This is a genomic window from Streptomyces sp. TRM64462 (assembly GCF_013362995.1).
GTDB lineage: Bacteria > Actinomycetota > Actinomycetes > Streptomycetales > Streptomycetaceae > Streptomyces.
Genome location: NZ_JABWDV010000419.1, coordinates 1 through 19,083, shown reverse-complemented (window position 1 = coordinate 19,083; position 19,083 = coordinate 1). Strand labels below are relative to the sequence as shown.

The 19,083-nt window shown below is 72.8% G+C and carries 16 protein-coding genes; 7 read left to right on the top strand and 9 right to left on the bottom strand.

The window, feature by feature from the left end:
- Positions 1-4: 4 nt before the first annotated feature.
- From HTZ82_RS25975 to HTZ82_RS25945, 7 genes are all read right to left on the bottom strand, one after another.
- On the bottom strand, positions 5-535 hold the full coding sequence (locus HTZ82_RS25975; protein ID WP_175411842.1) for a MaoC family dehydratase: 531 nt from the start codon (positions 533-535) through the stop codon (positions 5-7).
- A complete protein-coding gene (locus HTZ82_RS25970; RefSeq protein WP_175411841.1) occupies positions 532-1,404 on the bottom strand; it encodes a CoA ester lyase in 873 nt (290 codons plus the stop codon). Before HTZ82_RS25970 ends, HTZ82_RS25975 begins: the two co-directional genes overlap by 4 nt.
- Positions 1,405-1,412: 8 nt before the next feature.
- Complete coding sequence (locus tag HTZ82_RS25965) at positions 1,413-1,643, bottom strand: acyl carrier protein (protein WP_175411840.1); 231 nt, start codon at positions 1,641-1,643, stop codon at positions 1,413-1,415.
- Between the two features lie 28 nt (positions 1,644-1,671).
- Positions 1,672-2,664, bottom strand: a complete 993-nt coding sequence (locus HTZ82_RS25960; protein WP_175411839.1) for a beta-ketoacyl-ACP synthase III — start codon at positions 2,662-2,664, stop codon at positions 1,672-1,674.
- On the bottom strand, positions 2,664-3,686 hold the full coding sequence (dmpG, locus tag HTZ82_RS25955) for a 4-hydroxy-2-oxovalerate aldolase (protein WP_175411838.1): 1,023 nt from the start codon (positions 3,684-3,686) through the stop codon (positions 2,664-2,666). Before dmpG ends, HTZ82_RS25960 begins: the two co-directional genes overlap by 1 nt.
- 14 nt (positions 3,687-3,700) lie before the next feature.
- Positions 3,701-4,567 carry an acetylating acetaldehyde dehydrogenase gene (locus HTZ82_RS25950; RefSeq protein WP_175411837.1) on the bottom strand — a complete coding sequence of 289 codons (867 nt, stop codon included), beginning with the start codon at positions 4,565-4,567 and terminating at the stop codon, positions 3,701-3,703.
- 83 nt (positions 4,568-4,650) lie between these two features.
- The gene (locus HTZ82_RS25945; protein ID WP_175411836.1) at positions 4,651-5,448 is read right to left on the bottom strand and encodes a 2-keto-4-pentenoate hydratase; all 798 of its coding nucleotides are present in this window, start codon (positions 5,446-5,448) and stop codon (positions 4,651-4,653) included.
- A 184-nt stretch (positions 5,449-5,632) separates the two neighbouring features.
- Here HTZ82_RS25945 and HTZ82_RS25940 point away from each other — a divergent pair, with 184 nt between their 5' ends.
- Positions 5,633-7,006: a hypothetical protein gene (locus tag HTZ82_RS25940; RefSeq protein ID WP_175411835.1), complete on the top strand. Its 1,374-nt coding sequence runs from the start codon at positions 5,633-5,635 to the stop codon at positions 7,004-7,006.
- A 9-nt stretch (positions 7,007-7,015) separates the two neighbouring features.
- Here the strand turns inward: HTZ82_RS25940 and HTZ82_RS25935 are convergent, their stop codons facing one another.
- Positions 7,016-7,765: an NUDIX hydrolase gene (locus HTZ82_RS25935; RefSeq protein WP_175411845.1), complete on the bottom strand. Its 750-nt coding sequence runs from the start codon at positions 7,763-7,765 to the stop codon at positions 7,016-7,018.
- A 707-nt stretch (positions 7,766-8,472) separates the two neighbouring features.
- Here HTZ82_RS25935 and HTZ82_RS25930 point away from each other — a divergent pair.
- The 4 genes from HTZ82_RS25930 to HTZ82_RS25915 all read left to right on the top strand — a co-directional run bounded on the left by HTZ82_RS25930 (position 8,473) and on the right by HTZ82_RS25915 (position 16,973).
- Positions 8,473-9,894: a hypothetical protein gene (locus tag HTZ82_RS25930; RefSeq protein ID WP_217624583.1), complete on the top strand. Its 1,422-nt coding sequence runs from the start codon at positions 8,473-8,475 to the stop codon at positions 9,892-9,894.
- A 299-nt stretch (positions 9,895-10,193) separates the two neighbouring features.
- Positions 10,194-11,522, top strand: a complete 1,329-nt coding sequence (locus HTZ82_RS25925) for an LCP family protein (protein WP_175411834.1) — start codon at positions 10,194-10,196, stop codon at positions 11,520-11,522.
- A gap of 448 nt (positions 11,523-11,970) precedes the next feature.
- Positions 11,971-13,476, top strand: a complete 1,506-nt coding sequence (locus HTZ82_RS25920) for a hypothetical protein (RefSeq protein ID WP_175411833.1) — start codon at positions 11,971-11,973, stop codon at positions 13,474-13,476.
- 416 nt (positions 13,477-13,892) lie between these two features.
- The gene (locus tag HTZ82_RS25915) at positions 13,893-16,973 is read left to right on the top strand and encodes an amidohydrolase family protein (RefSeq protein WP_254712106.1); all 3,081 of its coding nucleotides are present in this window, start codon (positions 13,893-13,895) and stop codon (positions 16,971-16,973) included.
- A 111-nt stretch (positions 16,974-17,084) separates the two neighbouring features.
- Here HTZ82_RS25915 and HTZ82_RS25910 read toward each other — a convergent pair whose 3' ends face one another.
- Complete coding sequence (locus tag HTZ82_RS25910; protein WP_175411831.1) at positions 17,085-17,387, bottom strand: hypothetical protein; 303 nt, start codon at positions 17,385-17,387, stop codon at positions 17,085-17,087.
- A 277-nt stretch (positions 17,388-17,664) separates the two neighbouring features.
- On the opposite strand from HTZ82_RS25910, the gene HTZ82_RS25905 reads away from it, so the two are divergent.
- On the top strand, positions 17,665-18,642 hold the full coding sequence (locus HTZ82_RS25905) for a hypothetical protein (RefSeq protein ID WP_175411830.1): 978 nt from the start codon (positions 17,665-17,667) through the stop codon (positions 18,640-18,642).
- A gap of 99 nt (positions 18,643-18,741) precedes the next feature.
- A complete protein-coding gene (locus HTZ82_RS25900) occupies positions 18,742-19,047 on the top strand; it encodes a hypothetical protein (RefSeq protein WP_175411829.1) in 306 nt (101 codons plus the stop codon).
- Positions 19,048-19,083: the final 36 nt, after the last annotated feature.

The window sequence follows — 19,083 nt, the reverse complement described above, 5'->3', positions numbered from 1 at the left end:
CCTTCTAGTAGTGGGTGGCGGCGCGGACGGTGTCGGGGTCGGTGGGGATGAGGAAGGTGCGTGTGAAGGTCAGTACGCGCGTGCCCGTCTGGTTATGGCCGGAGGTCCGGCCGGTGACGATCCCGTCTTCCGGTCGGCTCGCGGAGGGCCTGCGGTCGGTGATCTCCGTTTCGGCGTAGAGGGTGTCGCCGACGAAGACGGGGGCCTCGAAGCGGACGTCGGTGAGTGCGAGGTTGGCGATGGTCAGGCCGCTGGTGCTGCGTACGGTCATGGCGGCGACCAGGTTCAGCGTGACGCCGCCGCACACGAGTACGCGGCCCCACTCGGTGCTGCGGGCGAAGTGGGCGTCGGTGTGGATGGGCGCGGTGTTGCCAGCCAGCGCGGTGCCCATCAGGTTGTCGGTCTCGGTGACCGTACGGCCCGGCCGGTGCTCGATAACGAGTCCGATGGGGAGTTCGTCGTATCCGAGGCCGACGTTCTCACGGATGCGCCCGGCGGCGATGTGCCGGTATCCCTGGGGGAGCCTGCTGCTCACGAGGACTCTCCTGTGGGTCCGGGGCGGTCGGATGAGCTGTCCACGTCGCGGACCAGGGCCTGGGCCGCGGTGAAGAAGGGGGTGCCGACCATGTGGCCGTCCACCGACGTGATGCCGCTGCCGCTCTTCTGTCCGGCGGCGACGATCGCCCGGGCGCGGGCGATCTCCTTCTCGGAGGGGGCGAAGGTGTCGTTGATGACGGCCGCCTGCCGGGGGTGGACCGCGCCCTTGCCGTAGAACCCCATTTCCTTGGCCTTTTCGGCTTCGCGGCGCAAGGCGTCGAGGTCGTTCAGGTCGAAGGCCGGGGCGTCGATGGCGGGGATGCCCGCGGCTGCGGCGCTGTTGACCAGGGCGGAGCGGGCGTAGAGCAGGGCCTGCCAGGTCAGGCCGCAGCGGACGGTGGCGGCGTAGTCGGCGGAGCCGAAGACGACGCCGCCGAGCCGGGGTGCCTTCGTGATCGAGGCGAGCTTGTCGAAGGCGCGGGGGGTTTCGATCAGGGCCCAGATGTCGGGGGTGTAGCCCTCGGCGTCCAGGACTCCGGCGACCAGCTCGATGTCCCGGGCGGATTCGGTTTTCGGGACGAGGACGAGGTCGGGCCTGACCGGGTAGGCGGCCATGGCGATCAGGTCCCGTGCGCCTTCCAGGGTGGTCGGCGCGTTCATGCGGATGCCCAGGGTGCACGGCGTCGACGGCCGGTCGAAGAACTGCTGGGCCGCGTGACGGGCAGCCTGCTTGTCCGCCGGGGCCACGGAGTCTTCGAGGTCGACGAGGGCCACGCCCGCACCGGAGGTCTGCGCGGTCTCGAACTGGCGGGGGCGCAGGGCCGGTGTGATGATCCAGGCCCGGCCGGGGCGGGTGCGCTGCTGCATGACGGGATTCACCTTTCTGCGCGTTTGCGCTGGACGAGGCGGTCGAGGTGGTCGAGGGTGGCGGCGCCCTTGATGTCGGCGTCGCTGACGTCGACGCCGAAGCGGTCGCCGAGCAGGACGGACAGCTCGACGATCGCGAGCGAGTCGAACCCGGCGGCGTCGAGGCCGGCGTCGGGGGCCAGACGGTCCGGGGACAGCTTGAGGTCGTCGGTCAGGAGCTTTTCGAGGTCACCGTTCACGGTGTGCCTTCCTTGGTCGCGCACGGAGTCAGGGGTTGAGGTCGGGCCAGGTGACGGTGGTGGCGCCCCAGGTCAGTCCGGCGCCGAACGCGGTCAGCACCGCGCGGTGTCCGGCCTTGAGGCAGCCGTCGTCGGTGGCCTGGGCCAGGAGGAGGGGGATGGAGGCGGCCCCGGTGTTGCCTACGGAGCGGACGTTGTGCAGCTGCCGGTCGTCGGGAACGGCGAGCTGACGGGCGACGAAGGAGGTGATCCGCGCGTTCGCCTGGTGCGGCACCAGGCGGTCGACGTCTTGAAGGCGCCAGCCCGCCGCCGCAACGGCCTGCTTCGAGGCGGAGGACATGCGGTCGACCGCGTGACGGAAGACCTCGGCTCCCCGCATCCGCAAGGCCCCCGGCCGCGCCGCGTTGATCAGGTCCGCGTGCGCGCCGTCACTGCCCAGCACGACCGGGCCGAGCGCCCCCTTTTCGCCCGGCCGCCCGCGGCGCAGCACCACGGCGCCGGCGCCGTCGCCGAAGAGCGGCACGGTCGTACGGTCACCCGGGGCCGGGAGGGAGGACAGCCGCTCCGCGCCGACGACGACAACGGCCTGCGCCGTGCGGGAGGTGATCAAGCCGACCGCGGTGGCGAGGGCGTAGAGGAACCCGGTGCAGCCCGCCGCGAGGTCGAACGCCGGGATGTCGGACAAACCGAGCCGCGAGGCCACCGTGGTCGCGGTGGCGGGGCAGCACCGATCCGGGGTCGTCGTGGCCAGCACGAGCGCCTGGACCGGCACGGGGCCGCAGCGCTTCAGGGCACTGGTGGCTGCCCGGACCGCCAGGTCCTCGGTGGTGATGCCTGCACCGGCGACGTGCCGCTGGGCGATGCCCGTACGCGAGCGGATCCACTCGTCGGTGGTGTCCAGCCCGGCGCACAGCTCCGCGTTCGCCACGACCGTCGGGGGGAGCGCGGCACCGACGCCGCAGACGACCGCGGCGCTCTCCCCCGAAGCGGCGGGCGCGGTAAGGGCGGTGGGAGTGGGCATCACGCCTCCTTCAGCTTCCGGGCGACGTCGTCGATCAGGTCCTCCTGGCCTGCGACGACCTGTCGCTCACCGAGCGCGAAGAACAGGTCGACGGGGTCGACGCCCTCACGGTCGGCGGTGGCGAGCACGGGCTTCTTGAAGCCGGAGAACACCCCCGCCAGACCGCTGACGAGGCTGACCGAGTCGATCACCGGCGGTACCTTCATCAGCCGCTCCCCGGCGACGTCCGCCGCGGCCAGCAGCCGGCGCAGATCAATCCCGGTGGAGTGCCCCATGCGCTCCAGTACAGCGACGAGGACTTCCAGCTGGGTGTTGCCTGCCCCGGCGCCGAAGCCGCGCGCGGTGGCGTCGATGATGCGGGCCCCGGCGTGGATCGCGGCGAGGGAGTTCGCGATTGCCAGGCCGAGGTTGTTGTGCCCGTGGAAGATCACGGGGACGTCGACCGCCGCGGTGATGGCCGTGATCCGTGTCGTGACGTCGGTGGGGAGGTAGTGGCCGGCGGAGTCGAAGATGCCGACGGCCTGCGCGCCGAACCCGGCGAGCAGCGCGCACTGTTCAGCGAGCTGGTCGGGGCTGGCCATGTGGCTCATGAGCAGGGCGCCGTGGGCTTCGGCACCGAGGTCCCGTACGACGCCGAGGTGGCGTTCGGTCACGTCGGCCTCGGTGCAGTGCGCGGCGATCCGTACGACGTCCGCGCCGAGCGCGACGGCGTGGCGCAGGTCGTCGGCGGTGCCCCAGCCCGGGGCCATGAAGACGCCCATCCGGGAGCGGGTGAGGGCGTCGCGTACGACCTTGAGCATGTCGGTGTCGCTCAGGCGGGCCCGGCCGATCTGGAGGGAGGAGGCACCCAGGCCGTTGCCGTGGCCGACCTCCACGACCGGTACCCCGGCGGCGTCGGCGGCCACGGCGTAGGCGCGCAGCTGGTCGGTGTCGAGCTGGTGGCGCACCGCGTGGTGGCCGTCGCGCAAGGTGGGGTCGTGAATGAGCAGCCGGGCCGCCCGGCCCTTCGTGGCTTTGTCCATGACGACTGGTTCCTTCAAGGCCGGGCGGCCGCGTACTGCTCGGCCAGCAGCACCGCGGCGCCGTTGATGATGTCGAGGTTGCCCGCGTGGCGGGGGATGCGGCCGCCGCTGGCGGTCACCTCCACCGCGATGCGAATGCGGCCGTCGTCCGCCTCCATGGAGGTCACGCTGAAGCCGGGGGCGTAGGCGCGTACGCGGTCGGCGGCGGCCGTGACGGTCGAGCGGAGGATCGGACCGGATGGGAGGTCGGCGGCCAGGAGGGTCATGGTCACCCGGAACGGCGGTGCGGGACGGGCGGGGCTGAGGTTGACCATGACCTTTACCCACTCCGCGCCGGTGAAGGCACGGATGGCGGCCTGGGTGGTGGCGATGTACTGGTCGAGGTTGAGGCGGGTGGCTCGGCCTGCGCTGGCGCTCGCGCCGGTGGACACCACCTCGATGTACGTCGGGGTGCAGTGCTGGGCGAGGGCGTGCAGCACCGGGATCGCCGCCTGGCCGCCGCAGCTGACGAGGTTGACGTGACGGTGGGCCGGCGCCGTGTCGCCGTTGATGGTCGGCACGACCAGCTCGCCCAACTGCGTGGGGGTGAGGTCGATGAGCGTCGCACCCGTCGAGCGCAGGCGGGACCAGTGCCCGGCGTGGGCGTCGGCGTTCGAGGCGTCGAAGACGACATCGAAGGGGCTGGCCTCTAGTAGGCCGTCGATCCCGTCCGGGGACGTCGCACACCCCATCTCGGCCGCCCGCCTCAGTCCCAGGCTCTCGCGGTCACGGCCGACCACGAGGCAGCAATCCAGCACGGGTGAGCGCTGGAGCTTCACCACGAGGTCGGTGCCGATCAGACCGGCACCGAGCACCGCAACACGCGTCCTTCCATGGGCCATGGAGCCGTCTCCTTCGTCATGGGTGGGATGGGCGACGGCCGCAGGCGGGCGCCGCCGTGTCGCGCAGAGAGGGAAGAGCGGGGTCAGGCGACGTGGAGGTGGACGGGCGGCAGGTGCGGCGCGGTGGCCCGCACGGTCGTTCCGCCCTCCAGGGGGAGGCTGGCGTGTACGGCTCCGGCCAGGACGAGGTCACCGGCTCGCAGCCTCTGTGAGGGGGCGACGTCGCTGAGCCGATCCGCCAGCCAGACCAGCGGGCGCAACGGGTCGCCCAGGACCGCCCGGCCCTCCCCCGTGGCCACGGCCCGGCCGTCGACGCTGACGACCACAGGCTCCGCGGCCAGGTCCCAGGCCGGGTCGAGCCGGACCATGGCCCCGGTGACCACCCGCGCGCACGACGCGTTGTCCGCGATGCTGTCCGCCAGGGCGATCCGCCAGCCGGCGAACCGGGTGTCGATCACCTCGAGGGCGAGGAAGACCTCCGACACCGCGCCCCTGGCGTCCTCCACGGTGAGGTCCGGCCCCTTGAGGTCACGGCCGAGACGGAACGCGATCTCCGCCTCGATGCGGGGCGACAGAAAGTCGCGTCGCGCGAGCTCACTGCCGTCAGGCAGCACCATGTCGTCCAGCAGGACCCCCGAGTCCGGCTCATCGACCCGCATCTGCTCCTGCATGGCCGGCGAGGTCACCCCGACCTTGTGGCCGACGACGCGGGCGCCGCCGGCAACCCGGCACGCAATGGTCGCGGCCTGGATCCGGTACGCGTCCGTCAGGGTCAGCCCGGGCGGCTGCGTGCTGAATAGCGCTACCGGGACACGGGAACGCTCCGAGCCCAACAGGCGTACCGCCGCTTCGCTGATCCGCTGATGTCCCCGCTCGCCCATGAAATCCCTCCCGAAGACACGTCCCGGCTGTCGCCGGCCCAGTCGCTGTCGCACAGGCCATACCGGCCGAGAACCCGGATCGCCCGGGGCCTCCTGGCCTGATGAAGAGTCAACCGGGAGCGGCACTACGGCGGTACGGTGGCGGGCAGGCCAAGCGGTATATCGCGTATACGGGCAGGTGGTCATGACCACGCGCACGCCGAACGACAAGATCCGCGACCTGGTCGCCGAATCAGGTCTCACCTACGAGGCACTGGCAAACACCGTTCGCGCGGTCGCCGCCGAATGCGGCGTCCTGTTACGGACCAATAAGTCCGCCGTCGAGCACTGGATCGCCGGTGCCATACCCCGAGGCGACACCGGCCGCTTTCTCGCCGTCGCCCTCTCCCGCCGCCTCGGCCGCCTCCTCACCCCCGCCGACCTCGGCCTGCCGGACCCGGGCGACGCGGCCCATGACACGATCGGTCTCACCCTCGCGGGCGACCCCCTGGACGCCCTGCTGCCGATGTGGAGGTACGAGTTGGACCGGCGACGCTTCCTATCGACCTCCGCCTACTCCGTGGCCGCAGCCGCCCTCCCGCTCTCCCACATCCAGGACATCGCCGCCCGTACGGCCGCCGCCCGCACCGGCCACACCATCGGCATGGCCGAAGTCGCCGCCGTACGCGACATGATCACCGCCTTCAGCGAGATGGATGAACGCCACGGCGGCCAGCACGGCCGCACCGCCTTGGTCACCTACCTGCGTGACGACATCGCCCCGCTGTGCCGCGCCCGCTTCCACACCGACGACGTACGCCGCCAGATGCTCTCCGCCGCCAGCCGCGGAGTGCACCTGCTGGGTTGGAAGAGCTACGACGCCGGACAGCAGGGACTCGCCCAGCGCTACTACCTCCAGTCCTACGCCCTGGCCGCCGAATCCGGCATCACCGGACACGACGGCTTCGTGATGCGGACCATGGCCATGCAGGGCCTCAGACTCCACCGCCCCGAGCACTGCCTGAGCCTCGCCGAAACCGGTCTGAGCCGCGCCAAAGGACGCGTCGACGCCCAGACCGAAGCCCTGTTCCGCGTCGTCCACGCCCACACCCTGGCCAAGGCCGGCAAACGCCGCGCAGCACTCACCGAAGCCGAACACGCCCGCGCGCTACTGGCCACCGCGCCCGGCGACGACGTGCCGTTCTGGGCCCTGACGTGGGGCCCACCGGCCGCGTCGGTGTACTCCCGCACCGCCAAGGTCCACGAAATCCTCGGCGACCATCGAGCCGCCGGCGAGCACTACGCCCTGGCCGCCGCATCCCGCCCCGCCGGAACCTACGCTCGGATCGTCGCCCTCGACCTGATCGCCGGCGCCGAGATGCACCTCAAGCGGGGCAGCATCGAGCAGGCGTGCGCCACCTGGCACCGGGCCATCGACCACATGGACGGCGTACGCTCCACCCGCACCCGCAAGGCCATCACCCGCATGCGCGCCGACCTCGCCCGCTTCCGCGCCCGCGGCCTGCGATGCGCCGCCGAGCTCGACGAGCGCGCCCGCGACCTCCTCGCTCACAGATGACCGTTGGCGTCAGCCGTCACGCCGCAGCGGGGTCCGCGTGTAACGGCCCACGATCGGCTCCAGGTAGTCCGCGTGCGGACCCTCCAGGTTCGCGAGCTCAGCGGTGGAACCCACCAACGCGATCCGTTCCAGCTCGGGGTCGCGCCCCCGAGCCCGTTCGGTGACCGTCACCGCCTCGAACCGCTCATGCAGTACCGACGCCAGCCGGGGCGGGGCGAGGAAGGCCAAGCCGATACTTCGGTTCTCGCCGCAGGTGACCACCCACAGGCGCAGCTCCTCGGCCGGAAGGACAACGCCGGTCTCCTCGGCCAGCTCACGCGCGGCATGGCCACGAAGAGCCGCCTCATCCAGACCACCACTCTGAGCCTCTGGTGGTTCGACCGACCCGCCGGGCAACTGCCAGCGCCCCGGGGCGGCCGTGGACGACGACATCCTCACCGCCAACACCCGTCCATCGGTCGTCGGCTGCACAACGTTGACGAACAACGAAGGGAGCCACGACGTGTTCCCAGGGACGCGGCGCAGGGCGTAGTGCCGGTATGTGACCCGCGCCCAGGACAGAACCAGACGGCCCGGCTCTTCCCAGTCCACCCCCGCGCACGCCACCACCGGACCGTCGAAGAGGTCGGGGTTTGCCTGGACCGCCTTCTCCCATGCGCGATCCCTCGCCGCTTCCTCCTCAGGCGACAACTGCGGCGCTGCGACCTCTGTCAGGCGGAGCTGCTGGACCTCGAAGAGGTTGACACCCGCTGGGGGCATGGTCCCGGTCTCAGTCACCGGCCCATCGTAGGGCAGTTCGCACTGCCGTCCGCGTTGCGTCGGCCGCCGCTCGAAGCCCCGTCACGACTGGCGCCAAGACGACCGGCTGCGCTGCAAGGAGATCTGGGTGGTCGGCGCCGACCGCTGGCGCAACCGCGGCGAGGACGTGCCCGACGAGTTCGAGGACCGCTGCGCCGAGTACACGACAAACTCAACGAACCGCGCAACGCGGAAGTGCTCACCGCCCAGAGGTGACCTCCGCGACGGCTCCCCAAGATCTTTACCAGAACCGAGTTTTGGAGGAACCGAGGGGCTTGCCAGGACAGCATCGGGGTGTTCCCGGGTTAATTGTTCTGATTGTGCCGCAGACGTCGAAGAAGGGAGCTATACGCGGCGATCCGGCGCGACGGCATGGCGGTCCGGGCGCTTGAGCGCAAGTACGAGGTGACGTGGCGGACGGTCCGGCAGGCCCTGGACCCGGCCTGGCCGGAGCCGCGGAAGAAGCTGCCGCCCAAACCGAAGAACATCGATCCGTACAGGTCGGTGATCGACGGGATCCTGCTGGCCGACCTTGACGCGCCGCGCAAGCAGCGGCACACGGGCAGCCCCGCCCGTCCGCTCTCCGACCCTCGGAAATCCGTGCGACACGTGACTGATCCGCTTCGTACGATCACCGCGTACGAGACGTGGCGGAAGCGGGGGCGGAGATGCGCGAGGGGATCGGGGGCGGGGCGGAAGCGGCGGTGCTGCTCTCGGACGGCGAGCCGCTCGCGAGTGTGCTGGGCGCCGCTGCCCCCGGTGACTGGCTCGCGTTGGACGCCGGGGTCCGCGAGGCTCCCTGGCAGCGGTCGGTGTACTTCCCCGAGCAGCGTCACGTTGTCCCGCTGCCAGCCGATCTCGCACAGGCCGACGAGTCGCGGCTCGCGCTCGCCCTGTGTCACCGCGACGGGCGGATCCGTGAGGCCGCGGTCACCCTCGCGGAGCGGTATCCCGGTCTGCTGCCGCTGGTCGTCATCCGCTGCGCCGACTGGGCGGAACCGGTACGTCGACGCGCCCGCCACCTGCTGCGCCAGGCCCTGGACGCGGACGCGGTGGTCGGCCTCGCGGCGCTGATGCTGCGCGTCGGGCGACGTGACAGGGGCGCCTTCGGTGTCGAGTTGCTCTCCCAGGTCGTGAGCAGCGCACCCCGAGGACGGCTTGACGTCCTCTTCACCGACCCTGACCGCGCCGTACGGCGCTTCGCGTACCGGCTGGCCGTCGAGCACGGCCGCCTCGGCCCCGGCGAGCTCGCCCTCGTGGCCGGCCGTGATCCGGACATCGTGGTCCAGGAAGTGTGTTCCACGGCGGCGCTCACGGCGCTGCGGGACGCCGGGCCGCTCGATGAGGTGATCGGTCCTCTGTTGGCCGCGCGCGGGTCGCTGGCCCGTTCGGCCGGCGTCACGGGGTTGCGGCGCGCCGGGCAGCCCCAGCGGGCCGAGCCGTTCCTCGCCGACCGGTCCGCCCTGGTGCGCGCATGCGCCCGGTACGTCGTACGGCAGCACGGTGGTGATCCGGCGAGCTGGTACCGGGAGCGGTGCAGGAGCGCGGACGGCCCCGCTGCGGCACCGGGCGTGGTGATCGGGCTGGCCGAGTGCGGGCACCGCGGCGACGCGGAGCTGTTGCGGCCGTTGCTCGCACACCCTGCCGGACGGGTGCGAGCACGCGCCGTGGCCGGGTTGCGGGCACTGGACGCCACGGACACGCGGCTGCTGCTGCCACTTCTCGACGATCCGGCGGCCCGCGTCGTACGGGAGACAGCTCTCGCCCTGCTGCCGTATGCCACAGCACTTCCTTCCGACCACTTGATGCGGCGTACCGGGCAGCAGTGGGCGCGGCACGTGCGGGTCGCCGCGTTCCGGCTGCTCACGGCGCGCCGCGGGGTGGTGGCGCTCCGCGCGGCGGTCGCTCTGCTGGACGATCCCGACGTGAAGCTGCGTATCTGGGCGGGGCAGTGCGTGCAGCGCTGGCAGCCCGCCGCCGACGAGCCGCTCGGTGACGCGGAAGTCGGTGAGCTCCTCGACCGGAGTCGGCACCTGTTCAGCGACTACGTCCTGCGGCGGCGCAAGCGGCAGGCGGGGCTGCCCGCCTGAGGCTCCATCCAGCCGCAACCTCATCGCTCCCGTTGCCCGGCAGGTTGGGCTTCGGGCACCCATCAGCCCGAAAACCCCCGACCGGCCCACGCCGGCCTCGGTAGGGCCGGGCCTGGGGCGGCTTACCGTACGGGCAGGCTCGTCGTCGGAGGTGTCCGGTGTTCCACGCTGCCCGCAGCGGTCATCGCGTCCGCTTTGTGTCGTGCCGTGTGCGTCGGGTGTTCCTGCTCGTCCTGTGCGGGGCTTTGTGCGGTCTGTTGGCGCTTGCTCCGGGTACGGGGTGGGCGGATCAGGTCGATGTGTTCGGCGGCATCCCGGAGGAGGAGCGGCCCGCGGCCGGGCCGGGGCTGAACATTCTGCTGGTCGGCAGTGATACGCGCGAGGGGTTGTCGAAGGCCGAGAAGGACAGGCTGCATGTGGGCGGTGCGGGTTGTGACTGTGCCGATGTGATGATGCTGGTGCATCTGTCGGCACAGCGGGACCGGGTCAGCGTGGTCAGCGTTCCCCGGGACTCCTATCTGCCGTTCGCCCCGCACCGGGAGCCGGATGGGACGGGGGACTCCGAGGTTCGGCACTCGGGAAAGGTCAACGCCGCGCTCAAGCACGGTGGTCCGCCCTTGCTCGTGCGCTCGGTGGAACGGGCCACGGGGGTACGGATCGATCACTACGCCGAGTGGGACTTCGGCTCGTTCGTGCGTGCCGTCGGCGGTTTCGGCGGCGCCCCGGTGTGTACGGTCCGGCCCATGCGGGACCGTGGCTCCGGTCTCTCGCTGTCCGCCGGGGCGCACATGCTGGACGGCCTTCGGGGTCTGCGTTACGTGCGGTCACGGAAGATCGGGTGGGGTGTGCCGGGCGACATGGGGAGGATGCGCCGCCAGCAGCACTTCATGGCCGGTCTGGTGAGCGGGCTGGCCGGAAGTGTGGCGTTCTCCGATCCGGGGCGGCTGGCGGATCTGGCGCAGGCTGTGCGGGCCTCGGCGCGGGTCGACGAGGGGCTGGACCTGCCGCGGCTGGTGGAGCTCGGCGAGCGGCTGTACGGCATCGGGCGGGGGGACATGGAGTTCGCCACGGTGCCGATCGCCGACTTCGACCATCACGTGCCGGGCTGGGGCTCCACGCTGCTGTGGGATGACGTGGCGGCGGGGCGGTTGTTCGACCGGATCCGCGCCGACCTGCCGCTGGTCCGGGAGCCGGACGACCGGGAGCCGGACGGTCAGGAGCCGGACGGTCAGGAGCCGGTGCCGGTCCTGGTGGATCCGCGGAGCATCCCCGTCCAGGTGCACGACGGCAGCGGGCGGGACGGCACCGGCGCGGAGGCTGACCGGGCGCTGCGGGCCACGGGGTTCGCCACCACCGGTACGCCGCTGCCCGCCGAGCCGTCGGAGGGCACCGTGATCGAGCACGGCCCCGCCGCCGAGCGCGCCGCCCGGGCGCTGGCCACGGCGCTGCCTTCGGCCCGGCTGAGGCTCATCGAGACGGGCGACCCGGACAGGGACTTTCCGGTGGTGGGGGAGCCGACGCTGCATGTGTACGTGGGCGCGGACTACCAGGGGGTGCGGCCGGTGCGGTATGACCGCAACACGGCTGAGGGCGGAGCGGTGACCGGCGACGAGCTGGCCTGCCTCTGAGCCGGCTCACGCCATGTTCGTATCGGACGGTGTGAGGATGCGTCGAAGCCAGCGGGTGCGGGGTCGAAGGGGGGCGCCTTCTCCGCCGTCGGGGCGACGTGGGTGGGCTCCGACGGGGTGCCGGCGGCGTTCATGACAGGCCGTGCTGCCGGGCGGGGACGCGGCTCGTCGGTGCGTCCGCGGGTGCGGGGAACGCGTGTGCGAGGTCCATGCGGCGCAGTCAACCACCTGTCGGGCGGCGGAAGCCACAGCTCCTGAGCGGTGGTCGCCGGGCCGTGCCCCACGTCCGTATGGGCGATTCCGTGTGCGGCGGATGCTGCGGGGATGTCACACCATCGGGCGCAGGTGCGGCGTCCGTCGTCGCGCCGGTGGGGCGTGCCGCGGCGGCTCGCTCAGCGTGGAACGCGCAGGCCGGGACCGCCCCGGCCCCCGTAGCGACGAGGTCCCCATGCAGGAACCACACCTGCTGCCGGGTTCCCGCGGCGAGCGCACCGCCGGTGGCCCGGCCCCGGGCGGCGGGAGCGGCCGCGTGGCGCTGTGGCCCGCGGTCGTCGCCGTGGCGTTCGCGGCGGCTCAGTTGGTCCTGGTCGTGCCCGGTCTGGGTCTGGGCTGGGACGAGACGGTGTACGTCAGTCAGGTCGGCCGGCAGGGACCCGCGGCGTTCGTGAGCGCGCCGCGCGCCCGGGGGGTCTCCTTCCTCGCTGCTCCTGTGGCGGCTTTCACGACCTCCGTCGTGGCGCTGCGGATCTGGCTGGCCGTGCTGTCCGGTCTCGGTCTGTTCCTCGCCCTGCGGGTCTGGCGGCCCCTGCTTCCGGCACCGGTGCTCGCGTTGGCGGGTGCGCTGTTCGCGAGCCTGTGGATCACGCTGTACTACGGACCACAGGTGATGCCGAATCTCTGGGTGGCGTACGGCGCTCTGGCGGCGGTGGGTTTCTTCCTGCGCGCGGCGCGTGACCGCGCCGGCTCCCGCTCGCTGCTCGGGCTGGCGGTGTCGGTGGCGTTCGTGGCGCTGATGCGGCCGTCGGACGCGGTGCCGCTCGTGCTGCTCCTGGCGGCGGCTTCGCTGCTCGTGCGTGCGTGGCGGCGGCCGGTGCTGTGGGGTGTGCTCGCCGCCGGGGCGCTCGCCGGGAGCGCCGAGTGGGTGGTCGAGGCGTACGTCCGCTACGGCGGTCTGGTGGCGCGGCTGGACCGGGCCAGTGAGATCCAGGGTGAGGTGGGCTGGTACGTCGCGGTCGACGACCATGTCCGGGCTCTGGGGGGCCGTACGCTGTGCCGCCCGTGCGACGTGCCCTGGCGGAATCCGCTCACTGCGCTGTGGTTCCTCGTCCTGCCGCTGTGTGTCGCCGGCGGTCTGCGGGCAGCCGTGGGGACGCGCCACCGTACGGCGACGGTGATGGCCGCCGTCACCGGGTGCGGGCTCGCGCTGCCGTACCTGTTCACCATCGACTACGCCGCGCCGCGTTTCCTGTTCCCCGCGTACGCGCTTCTCGCGCTGCCGGTGGCGGTCCTCCTGGTGCGGCTCGCGGGTGTCCGGGCCTCTTGGCGGCGTGCCGTGCTCGGGCTGTGCGCGCTGGCGCTGTTCGGGCATCTGGCCGTCCAGTACAAGGTCCTCGAGTCGGTGACGCGGCGGGTGCGCGCCGACACCGTCACCTTGGCGCGGATCACCGCGGAGCTGCGGGCCCGTGGAGTTCGTCCGCCGTGCATCGTGGCGGGTGAGGACGCGATCCGGATCGCCTATCGGGCGGGCTGTGCCTCCCGCCAGCCCGGCGGGCACGACGGCAGCATCACCCCGGCCGGTCTGGCTGACGCCGCGCAGCGGCAGCCGGTCGCGGTCCTGCTGTCGCGGGGCAGGGCTGTTCCTTCGTACGCGCGGGGCTGGGACTCGTATCCGTTGCCCGAACTGCCTCAGCGGCCCGGGTTCCACGTCCTGGTGTCCCCGTCGGCACAGCCCTGATCGTGTCTCAAGTGAGGGCGGGAGGGGGTGTGTCGGTCCGAGGGTGTACGTCGTTCGTGCCTGTCCGGTTGAGGCCGTGGGTGTGGCGTGGAATCGCCGGGTTGCGGGGCGGGTGGGTGGAGCATGGGTTACGGGTGATGCCGCTGAGCGTTGTCGTCTGCCCGGGAGGAACCTTGGAGCCCATCAGTCGTACGACCGTGCCGTTCGGTGAGGAGGGCGGCGGCCCGGTCCCGCCGTTCTCGCGGCGGCTGTTCCTCGCGGGGGCGGCCGGGTCCGCCGCGGGTGTCGCGTTACCCGTCCAGGGCGCGACGGCCGCGGGGAGGGCGGCGCGGCGGCGGGTCGTCTCGCTGAGTTTCGGTTCGGCCACCAACGCGGCGGCCCATCTGGCGCCGTCCGGGGAGTGGCTGCTGGCCGAGATGCAGCACGTGCTGTGGAGGGTGCCGCGCGGGGGCGGGCCCGCCGTCGCGCTCACGTCGGCTTCGCTGGAGCCGTACCGGCCCGTGTTCTCGCCCGACGGTTCGCTGGTCGCCTTCTGCTCGTACCAGGACGGCGGCTTCCATGTGTGGACGATGCGTCCCGACGGGTCGGACGTCCGCCGGCGTACCGACGGGCCGTGGGACGACCGGGGTCCGGCCTGGTCGCCGGACGGTACGCGGCTGGCTTTCGCGTCGGAGCGCGGTGGTGACCCGGTGGCGGGTGCTCCGTACCGTATCTGGGTGCTCGATCTGCGGACGGGTGCGCTGACGCGGGTGAGCGGGGTGCCGGGTCAGGAGGGGCCTTCGCAGGGCGGGGCCTGGGAGGACTTCGACCCGGTGTGGTCGCCGGACGGCTCGCGGATCCTGTTCGTACGCGGGGTGGTGGCGGCCGGGCCGTCCGGTCCGGTGCTGGACGCGCGGCTCGTGGCGGCGGTGCGGGCGGACGGCTCGGGTCCGGTGGAGGCCGTGCGGACGGAGACGGCGGCGGGCGCGCAGGTGCTGGCGCCGGCGGTGTCGCCGGGTGGTGAGCGGCTGGCGTATCAGCGGACCACGGCCGCGCCCGGCGGCTCGTGCACGCTCGTCGTGGACGGTGAGCCGGTGCCGGTCGCCGGGGATGTCGCTCCGGTCCCGCCGCGCTGGACGCGGGACGGGGAGCTGCTGCTGACTGTGGACGGGCGGTTCACGCTGGTACGGCCGGAGGAGCCGCACGCCGTGGAGACGGTTCCGTTCCGGGCGACGCTGCCCGTCGAGCGGCCGCGCTACCGGGGCAAGGTGCGGGACCTCGACCCGGCCGGGGTGCGTCCGGTGCGGGGGGTGCATTTGCCGGCGCTGTCGCCGGACGGGCGGCGGGTGGCGTTCGTGGCGCTCAACTCGCTGTGGCTGGCCGACACGACGGGGCGGCGGCCGCCGCGCAGGCTGGCCCGGGCCGCCGCGACCCACTACGTTGTCGCTCCCGCGTGGGCGAGCGACGGGCGGTCGCTGGTGTACAGCGACGATCACGACGGCCTGCTCGGTGTGCGCCGCTACGACCTGGCGTCGGGGGCGCGGACGACGCTGGCGGGCGGCGGGCGGGTGCATCCGGCGCTGTCGCCCGACGGTACGCGGCTGGCCTGTCTCGACATGGCGGGGAATCTCGTCGTACGCGACGTGTCCGGCACGGACGGTGGCGGCGCGGGCGACGCGGGCGACGGGGCCGACGGAGGCGGCGGCGGTGGTGCGGAGCGGGTGGTCGCCGCGCCGCTCGGCGGGGGTGGCCTGCCGGGGCGGCCGAGCTGGTCTCCCGACGGGCGGTTCGTCGCGCTGTGCGACCGGAACCGGGTGAACCAGCGGTTCCGCGAGGGCTACAACGTGATCCGGGTCGTGGAGGTCGCGACGGGGGCCGCCCGGATCCACGCCGTGGCGCCGCACGTCTCGGTCTCGGACCGGTACGGGTCCGGTCCTGTGTGGTCGCCGGACGGGCGGTGGATGGCGCTGGTCGTCGAGTCCGCCCTGTGCGTGCTGCCGGTGACGGCGGACGGCAGTCCCGCCGGGGCGCCGCGCCGGCTCACCACCGAACCCGCCGACCATCCCTCCTGGTCGGGCGACTCCAGGACGCTGCTGTACGTGTCGGGGGCGCGGCTGCGGCTGATCGGCGTCGACGGCGGCGCGGCGCGCACCGTACGCGTACCGCTGGACTACCGCAGGCCGGCCCCGGCCGACACCGTGGTGCACGCGGGCAGGTTCTGGGACGGCACGGGTGACGAGGCGTCGGTGCGTGAGGACGTCGACGTGGTCGTGCGGGGCGGGCGGGTCGCCGCGGTGGAGCCGCATCGCGCGGGCCGGTCCCGGCGGGCGCTGCGGCATGTGGACGCGTCGCGGCGCACGGTGCTGCCGGGGCTGTGGGACGCGCACACGCATCCGTGGCAGAGCACGTACGGCGGGCGGCAGACGGTGTGCCAGCTGGCGTACGGGATCACGACGGCCGTGTCGCTGGGAGGATTCGCGTACGAGCAGGCGCGGATACGGGAGGCGGTAGAGGCGGGCGAGCTGGCGGGGCCTAGGCTGCTGAGCTGCGGCGAGCTGCTGGACGGCGCCCGCGTGGCGTACAGCATGGGCCGGGCGCACACCACGCGGGAGGGGCTGCGGCGGTCGCTGGAGCGGGGCGCGGCGCTCGACTGGGACGTCGTCAAGACGTATGTGCGGGCGCCCGGCTGGGTGATGGAGGAGGCGGCGCGGTTCGCGCACGAGCGGCTGGGGGTGCGGGCGGGCAGCCACTTCTGCTCCCCCGGTGTGCAGACGGGCCAGGACCTGACGACGCATCTGCAGGCGACCCAGCGGTGGGAGTTCGGTCATGCGACGACCGCGTCGGGGCGGGCGTACGAGGACGTCGAGGCGATCTACGGGGGCGGTGGTGCCGATTTCACGCTGATCGCGACGCCGTTCACGGCGACGTGGCTGCTCGGTGCCGACCCGGCGCTGGCGTCCGATCCCCGGGTGACGGCCGTGATGCCGCCGTGGGACGTCGCGCTCGTACGGGAGGCGGCCGCGCGTCCGCCGACGGCCGCGCAGCTGGTGACGCTGCGGACGGAGATCGACGTGTACCGGCGGGTGCTGGCCGGGGGCGGTGTGGTGGCGCTGGGCACGGACGCGCCGATCGTGCCGGTGGGGCTGTCGTTGCACCTGGGGCTGCGGGCGCTCCACTGGGGTGGTCTGTCGCCCTCGGAGGCGCTGCGGACGGCGACGGTGCTGCCGGCGCGTGCCTTCGGCGCCGGGCGGGACCTGGGCAGTCTGGAGACCGGCAAGGTGGCGGACATGACGGTGGTGGACGGTGATCCGTTCACGGACTTCGACACGCTGACGCGGACGGTGTCGGTGATGCGGGGCGGGGTGGTGTACGAGCGGGACGCACTCGTCGGCGCGTTCCGGGGGCCGGGCGGTGGCCGCGAGCCGTACGGTGTGGCGGCTCGGGAGTGGGAGGCCGTCGGCCGGGCGATGCGCCGGGACGGCTGCTGTGCGCCGGGGGCTCCGGGGCACGGCCTCTGACGGGGCGGCGTGGCGGCCCGTCGCCGGACGGGCGGGCCGCCCGCTGCCTCGGTTCGGTTCGGTTCGGGTTTCGTCTTCGTACGATCCGGAGCAGCGGGCGGTGTCAGTGGTTCATCGGGTCGTGTGCGTCACACGGGGATCGCCGTCCACTGGACGGGGATCCTGAGACGAGTTGAGCGAGGTGCAGTAGGCGTACGAGGTGGTGCCGGAGGCCGCGACCGCGCCCTGGGCGGTGCGGCCGTTCTTGCACTTGGCCGCCCCGATGAAGGGGCCGCCGGTGCATTTGATGCCCGCCGTGTTGGCGTCGTGCCACGCCAGCTTGCACGACAGTCCCTGGGGTGACGCCGGGGCCGCGGACGCGCCTCCTGCCGTCGCGAGGACGCCGGACCCGGTGAGGGCCACGATCGTGAGCATGCTGACCATCGTTCACTTCACGGAGAGGTTCCCCCTTCGGTGGTGCATGGTGGTGCTTGGTCGGTCCCCGACCGTAGGAGGGCGGGGCGGCCGTCGGCAAGGCGGGTCTCGGTCACTCCCGGTGGACGATGACGTCGAGGGCGGCGGCTCGTTCAAGTCGCCTTCGCACCGGCGGACTTCTCTCAGATTGCTCCCTGACAGGGGCGGTCTTCCGCGCCGTCCGGGCCGGGCTCTAGCGTCTCGGCCTGGCTTCTCCCGACTGCGGAAGGGCACTGCCATGACCAAGGTTGCGCAGCAGATCCCCTCGTCGGCTCCCTCTCTCACAGCGCGTGCTCCGTCGTTCTTCTTCAACGGCCATCCCCCGCGCCGCCGCGCCCTGGTGGTGCTGCTCGCGGTGCTGGCCGGGTTCGCGCTGACCGTGGTGTGGTCGGCGAAGTTCGTCGACCGGACCATCGGCGGTACGGTCGCGGACTCCCTGCTCGGGCATCCGGCGGACGGCGCGCCGATCGCCGGCGTCACGGCGGGCATCGCGTTCGCGCTGGCGACCGGTGTGGCGGGCACGTTCACGGCGTGCAACGTGGCCGTGTTCAGCGCGCTCGCCCCGCTGACGGGCAAGGCGGCGTCGCGGCGCGGGCGGGTGGCGGCTGCGCTGCGGCCGCTGGGGTGGCTCGCCGTCGGGGCGCTGACGGTGTCGGCCGCGTACGGGGTCGTGGTGGCGCTCGTCGGGACGTCCATGCCGCAGTTCGCCCAGACGCAGGGCGGTCAGGGGTTCTCGCCGCGGCTGGTCCAGGCGATGGTCGTGTACGGGCTGATCGGCCTCGTCATGGCGTATCTGGGCTTCGCCGCGCTCGGCGTGGTGCGCGATCCGCTGGCGCGGGTCTCGGCGCGGTTCCCGCAGGCTCCGATGGTGGCCATGGGGGCGCTGATCGGGGCGTTCCTGATCGGGCGGCCGTTCTCGCTGTTCCGGCAGCTGTTCCGGGACGCGGCGGAGAGCCACAACGTGCTGTACGGGGCGGGGGCGTTCGCGCTGCAGACGCTCGGCAACCTGGTCGTGATGAGTGTGCTGCTGGTGGCGGTGAGCGTGGTGTTCGGGGAGCGGCTGCACCGGTGGATGACGGCGAACCCGCGGCGTGTGTCGGCGCTGACGGCGGCCGCGTTCATCGCGGCGGGTGTGTTCCTGGTCCTGTACTGGGACGTGCGGATCCTCGCGCGCCGGGATCTCATCTGGTACCCGATGGCGCCCTGGGCCGGCTGAGTGACGCGGCGGGAGGCGCGTGTCGTCGCCCATCCGGACTCGTTGCACAGGCCACCGGCCGGGAAGCGGCCGTTTCCCTTGTGATGTCTGGAGTTCGTGATGATTTCGCGTAACCGAGCCCGTCTTGCCACCGTCTGCGCCGGGATCGCCGGTGTGGGGATGGCGGCGGCCGCTCCGGCCGCCGCCGACGCCCCGGCGCCCGCCTCGGTGGGGGCGCCCGTGGTGAGCAACCTCAACACCGGGGGGCTGCTCGGCACCGACCTGCAGGGCGGTCAGCAGGGCGGTCAGCACAGCGGCCGGCAGGGAGAGGACGGCGGCTCCAAGGCGGCCGGGCTGCCGGTCGGCGGCGGCCTGCTGGGCGGGCTCCCGGCCGGGCTCCCGGGCGGTCTGCCCGTCGGGGGCTGAGTCCGAGGAGGGCCGTCCGTGACGCCGGGCGGGGGT

What these genes read in the sequence shown, in the direction of transcription:
- HTZ82_RS25940 (WP_175411835.1), top strand. Translation starts at nt 5,633, where the DNA reads ATGACCACGCGCACGCCGAACGACAAGATCCGCGACCTGGTCGCCGAA.
- HTZ82_RS25970 (WP_175411841.1), bottom strand. Translation starts at nt 1,404, where the DNA reads ATGCAGCAGCGCACCCGCCCCGGCCGGGCCTGGATCATCACACCGGCC.
- HTZ82_RS25915 (WP_254712106.1), top strand. Translation starts at nt 13,893, where the DNA reads ATGCAGCACGTGCTGTGGAGGGTGCCGCGCGGGGGCGGGCCCGCCGTC.
- dmpG (WP_175411838.1), bottom strand. Translation starts at nt 3,686, where the DNA reads ATGGACAAAGCCACGAAGGGCCGGGCGGCCCGGCTGCTCATTCACGAC.
- HTZ82_RS25930 (WP_217624583.1), top strand. Translation starts at nt 8,473, where the DNA reads ATGCGCGAGGGGATCGGGGGCGGGGCGGAAGCGGCGGTGCTGCTCTCG.
- HTZ82_RS25960 (WP_175411839.1), bottom strand. Translation starts at nt 2,664, where the DNA reads ATGCCCACTCCCACCGCCCTTACCGCGCCCGCCGCTTCGGGGGAGAGC.
- HTZ82_RS25920 (WP_175411833.1), top strand. Translation starts at nt 11,971, where the DNA reads ATGCAGGAACCACACCTGCTGCCGGGTTCCCGCGGCGAGCGCACCGCC.
- HTZ82_RS25900 (WP_175411829.1), top strand. Translation starts at nt 18,742, where the DNA reads ATGATTTCGCGTAACCGAGCCCGTCTTGCCACCGTCTGCGCCGGGATC.
- HTZ82_RS25910 (WP_175411831.1), bottom strand. Translation starts at nt 17,387, where the DNA reads ATGCTCACGATCGTGGCCCTCACCGGGTCCGGCGTCCTCGCGACGGCA.
- HTZ82_RS25950 (WP_175411837.1), bottom strand. Translation starts at nt 4,567, where the DNA reads ATGGCCCATGGAAGGACGCGTGTTGCGGTGCTCGGTGCCGGTCTGATC.
- HTZ82_RS25945 (WP_175411836.1), bottom strand. Translation starts at nt 5,448, where the DNA reads ATGGGCGAGCGGGGACATCAGCGGATCAGCGAAGCGGCGGTACGCCTG.
- HTZ82_RS25935 (WP_175411845.1), bottom strand. Translation starts at nt 7,765, where the DNA reads ATGCCCCCAGCGGGTGTCAACCTCTTCGAGGTCCAGCAGCTCCGCCTG.
- HTZ82_RS25905 (WP_175411830.1), top strand. Translation starts at nt 17,665, where the DNA reads ATGACCAAGGTTGCGCAGCAGATCCCCTCGTCGGCTCCCTCTCTCACA.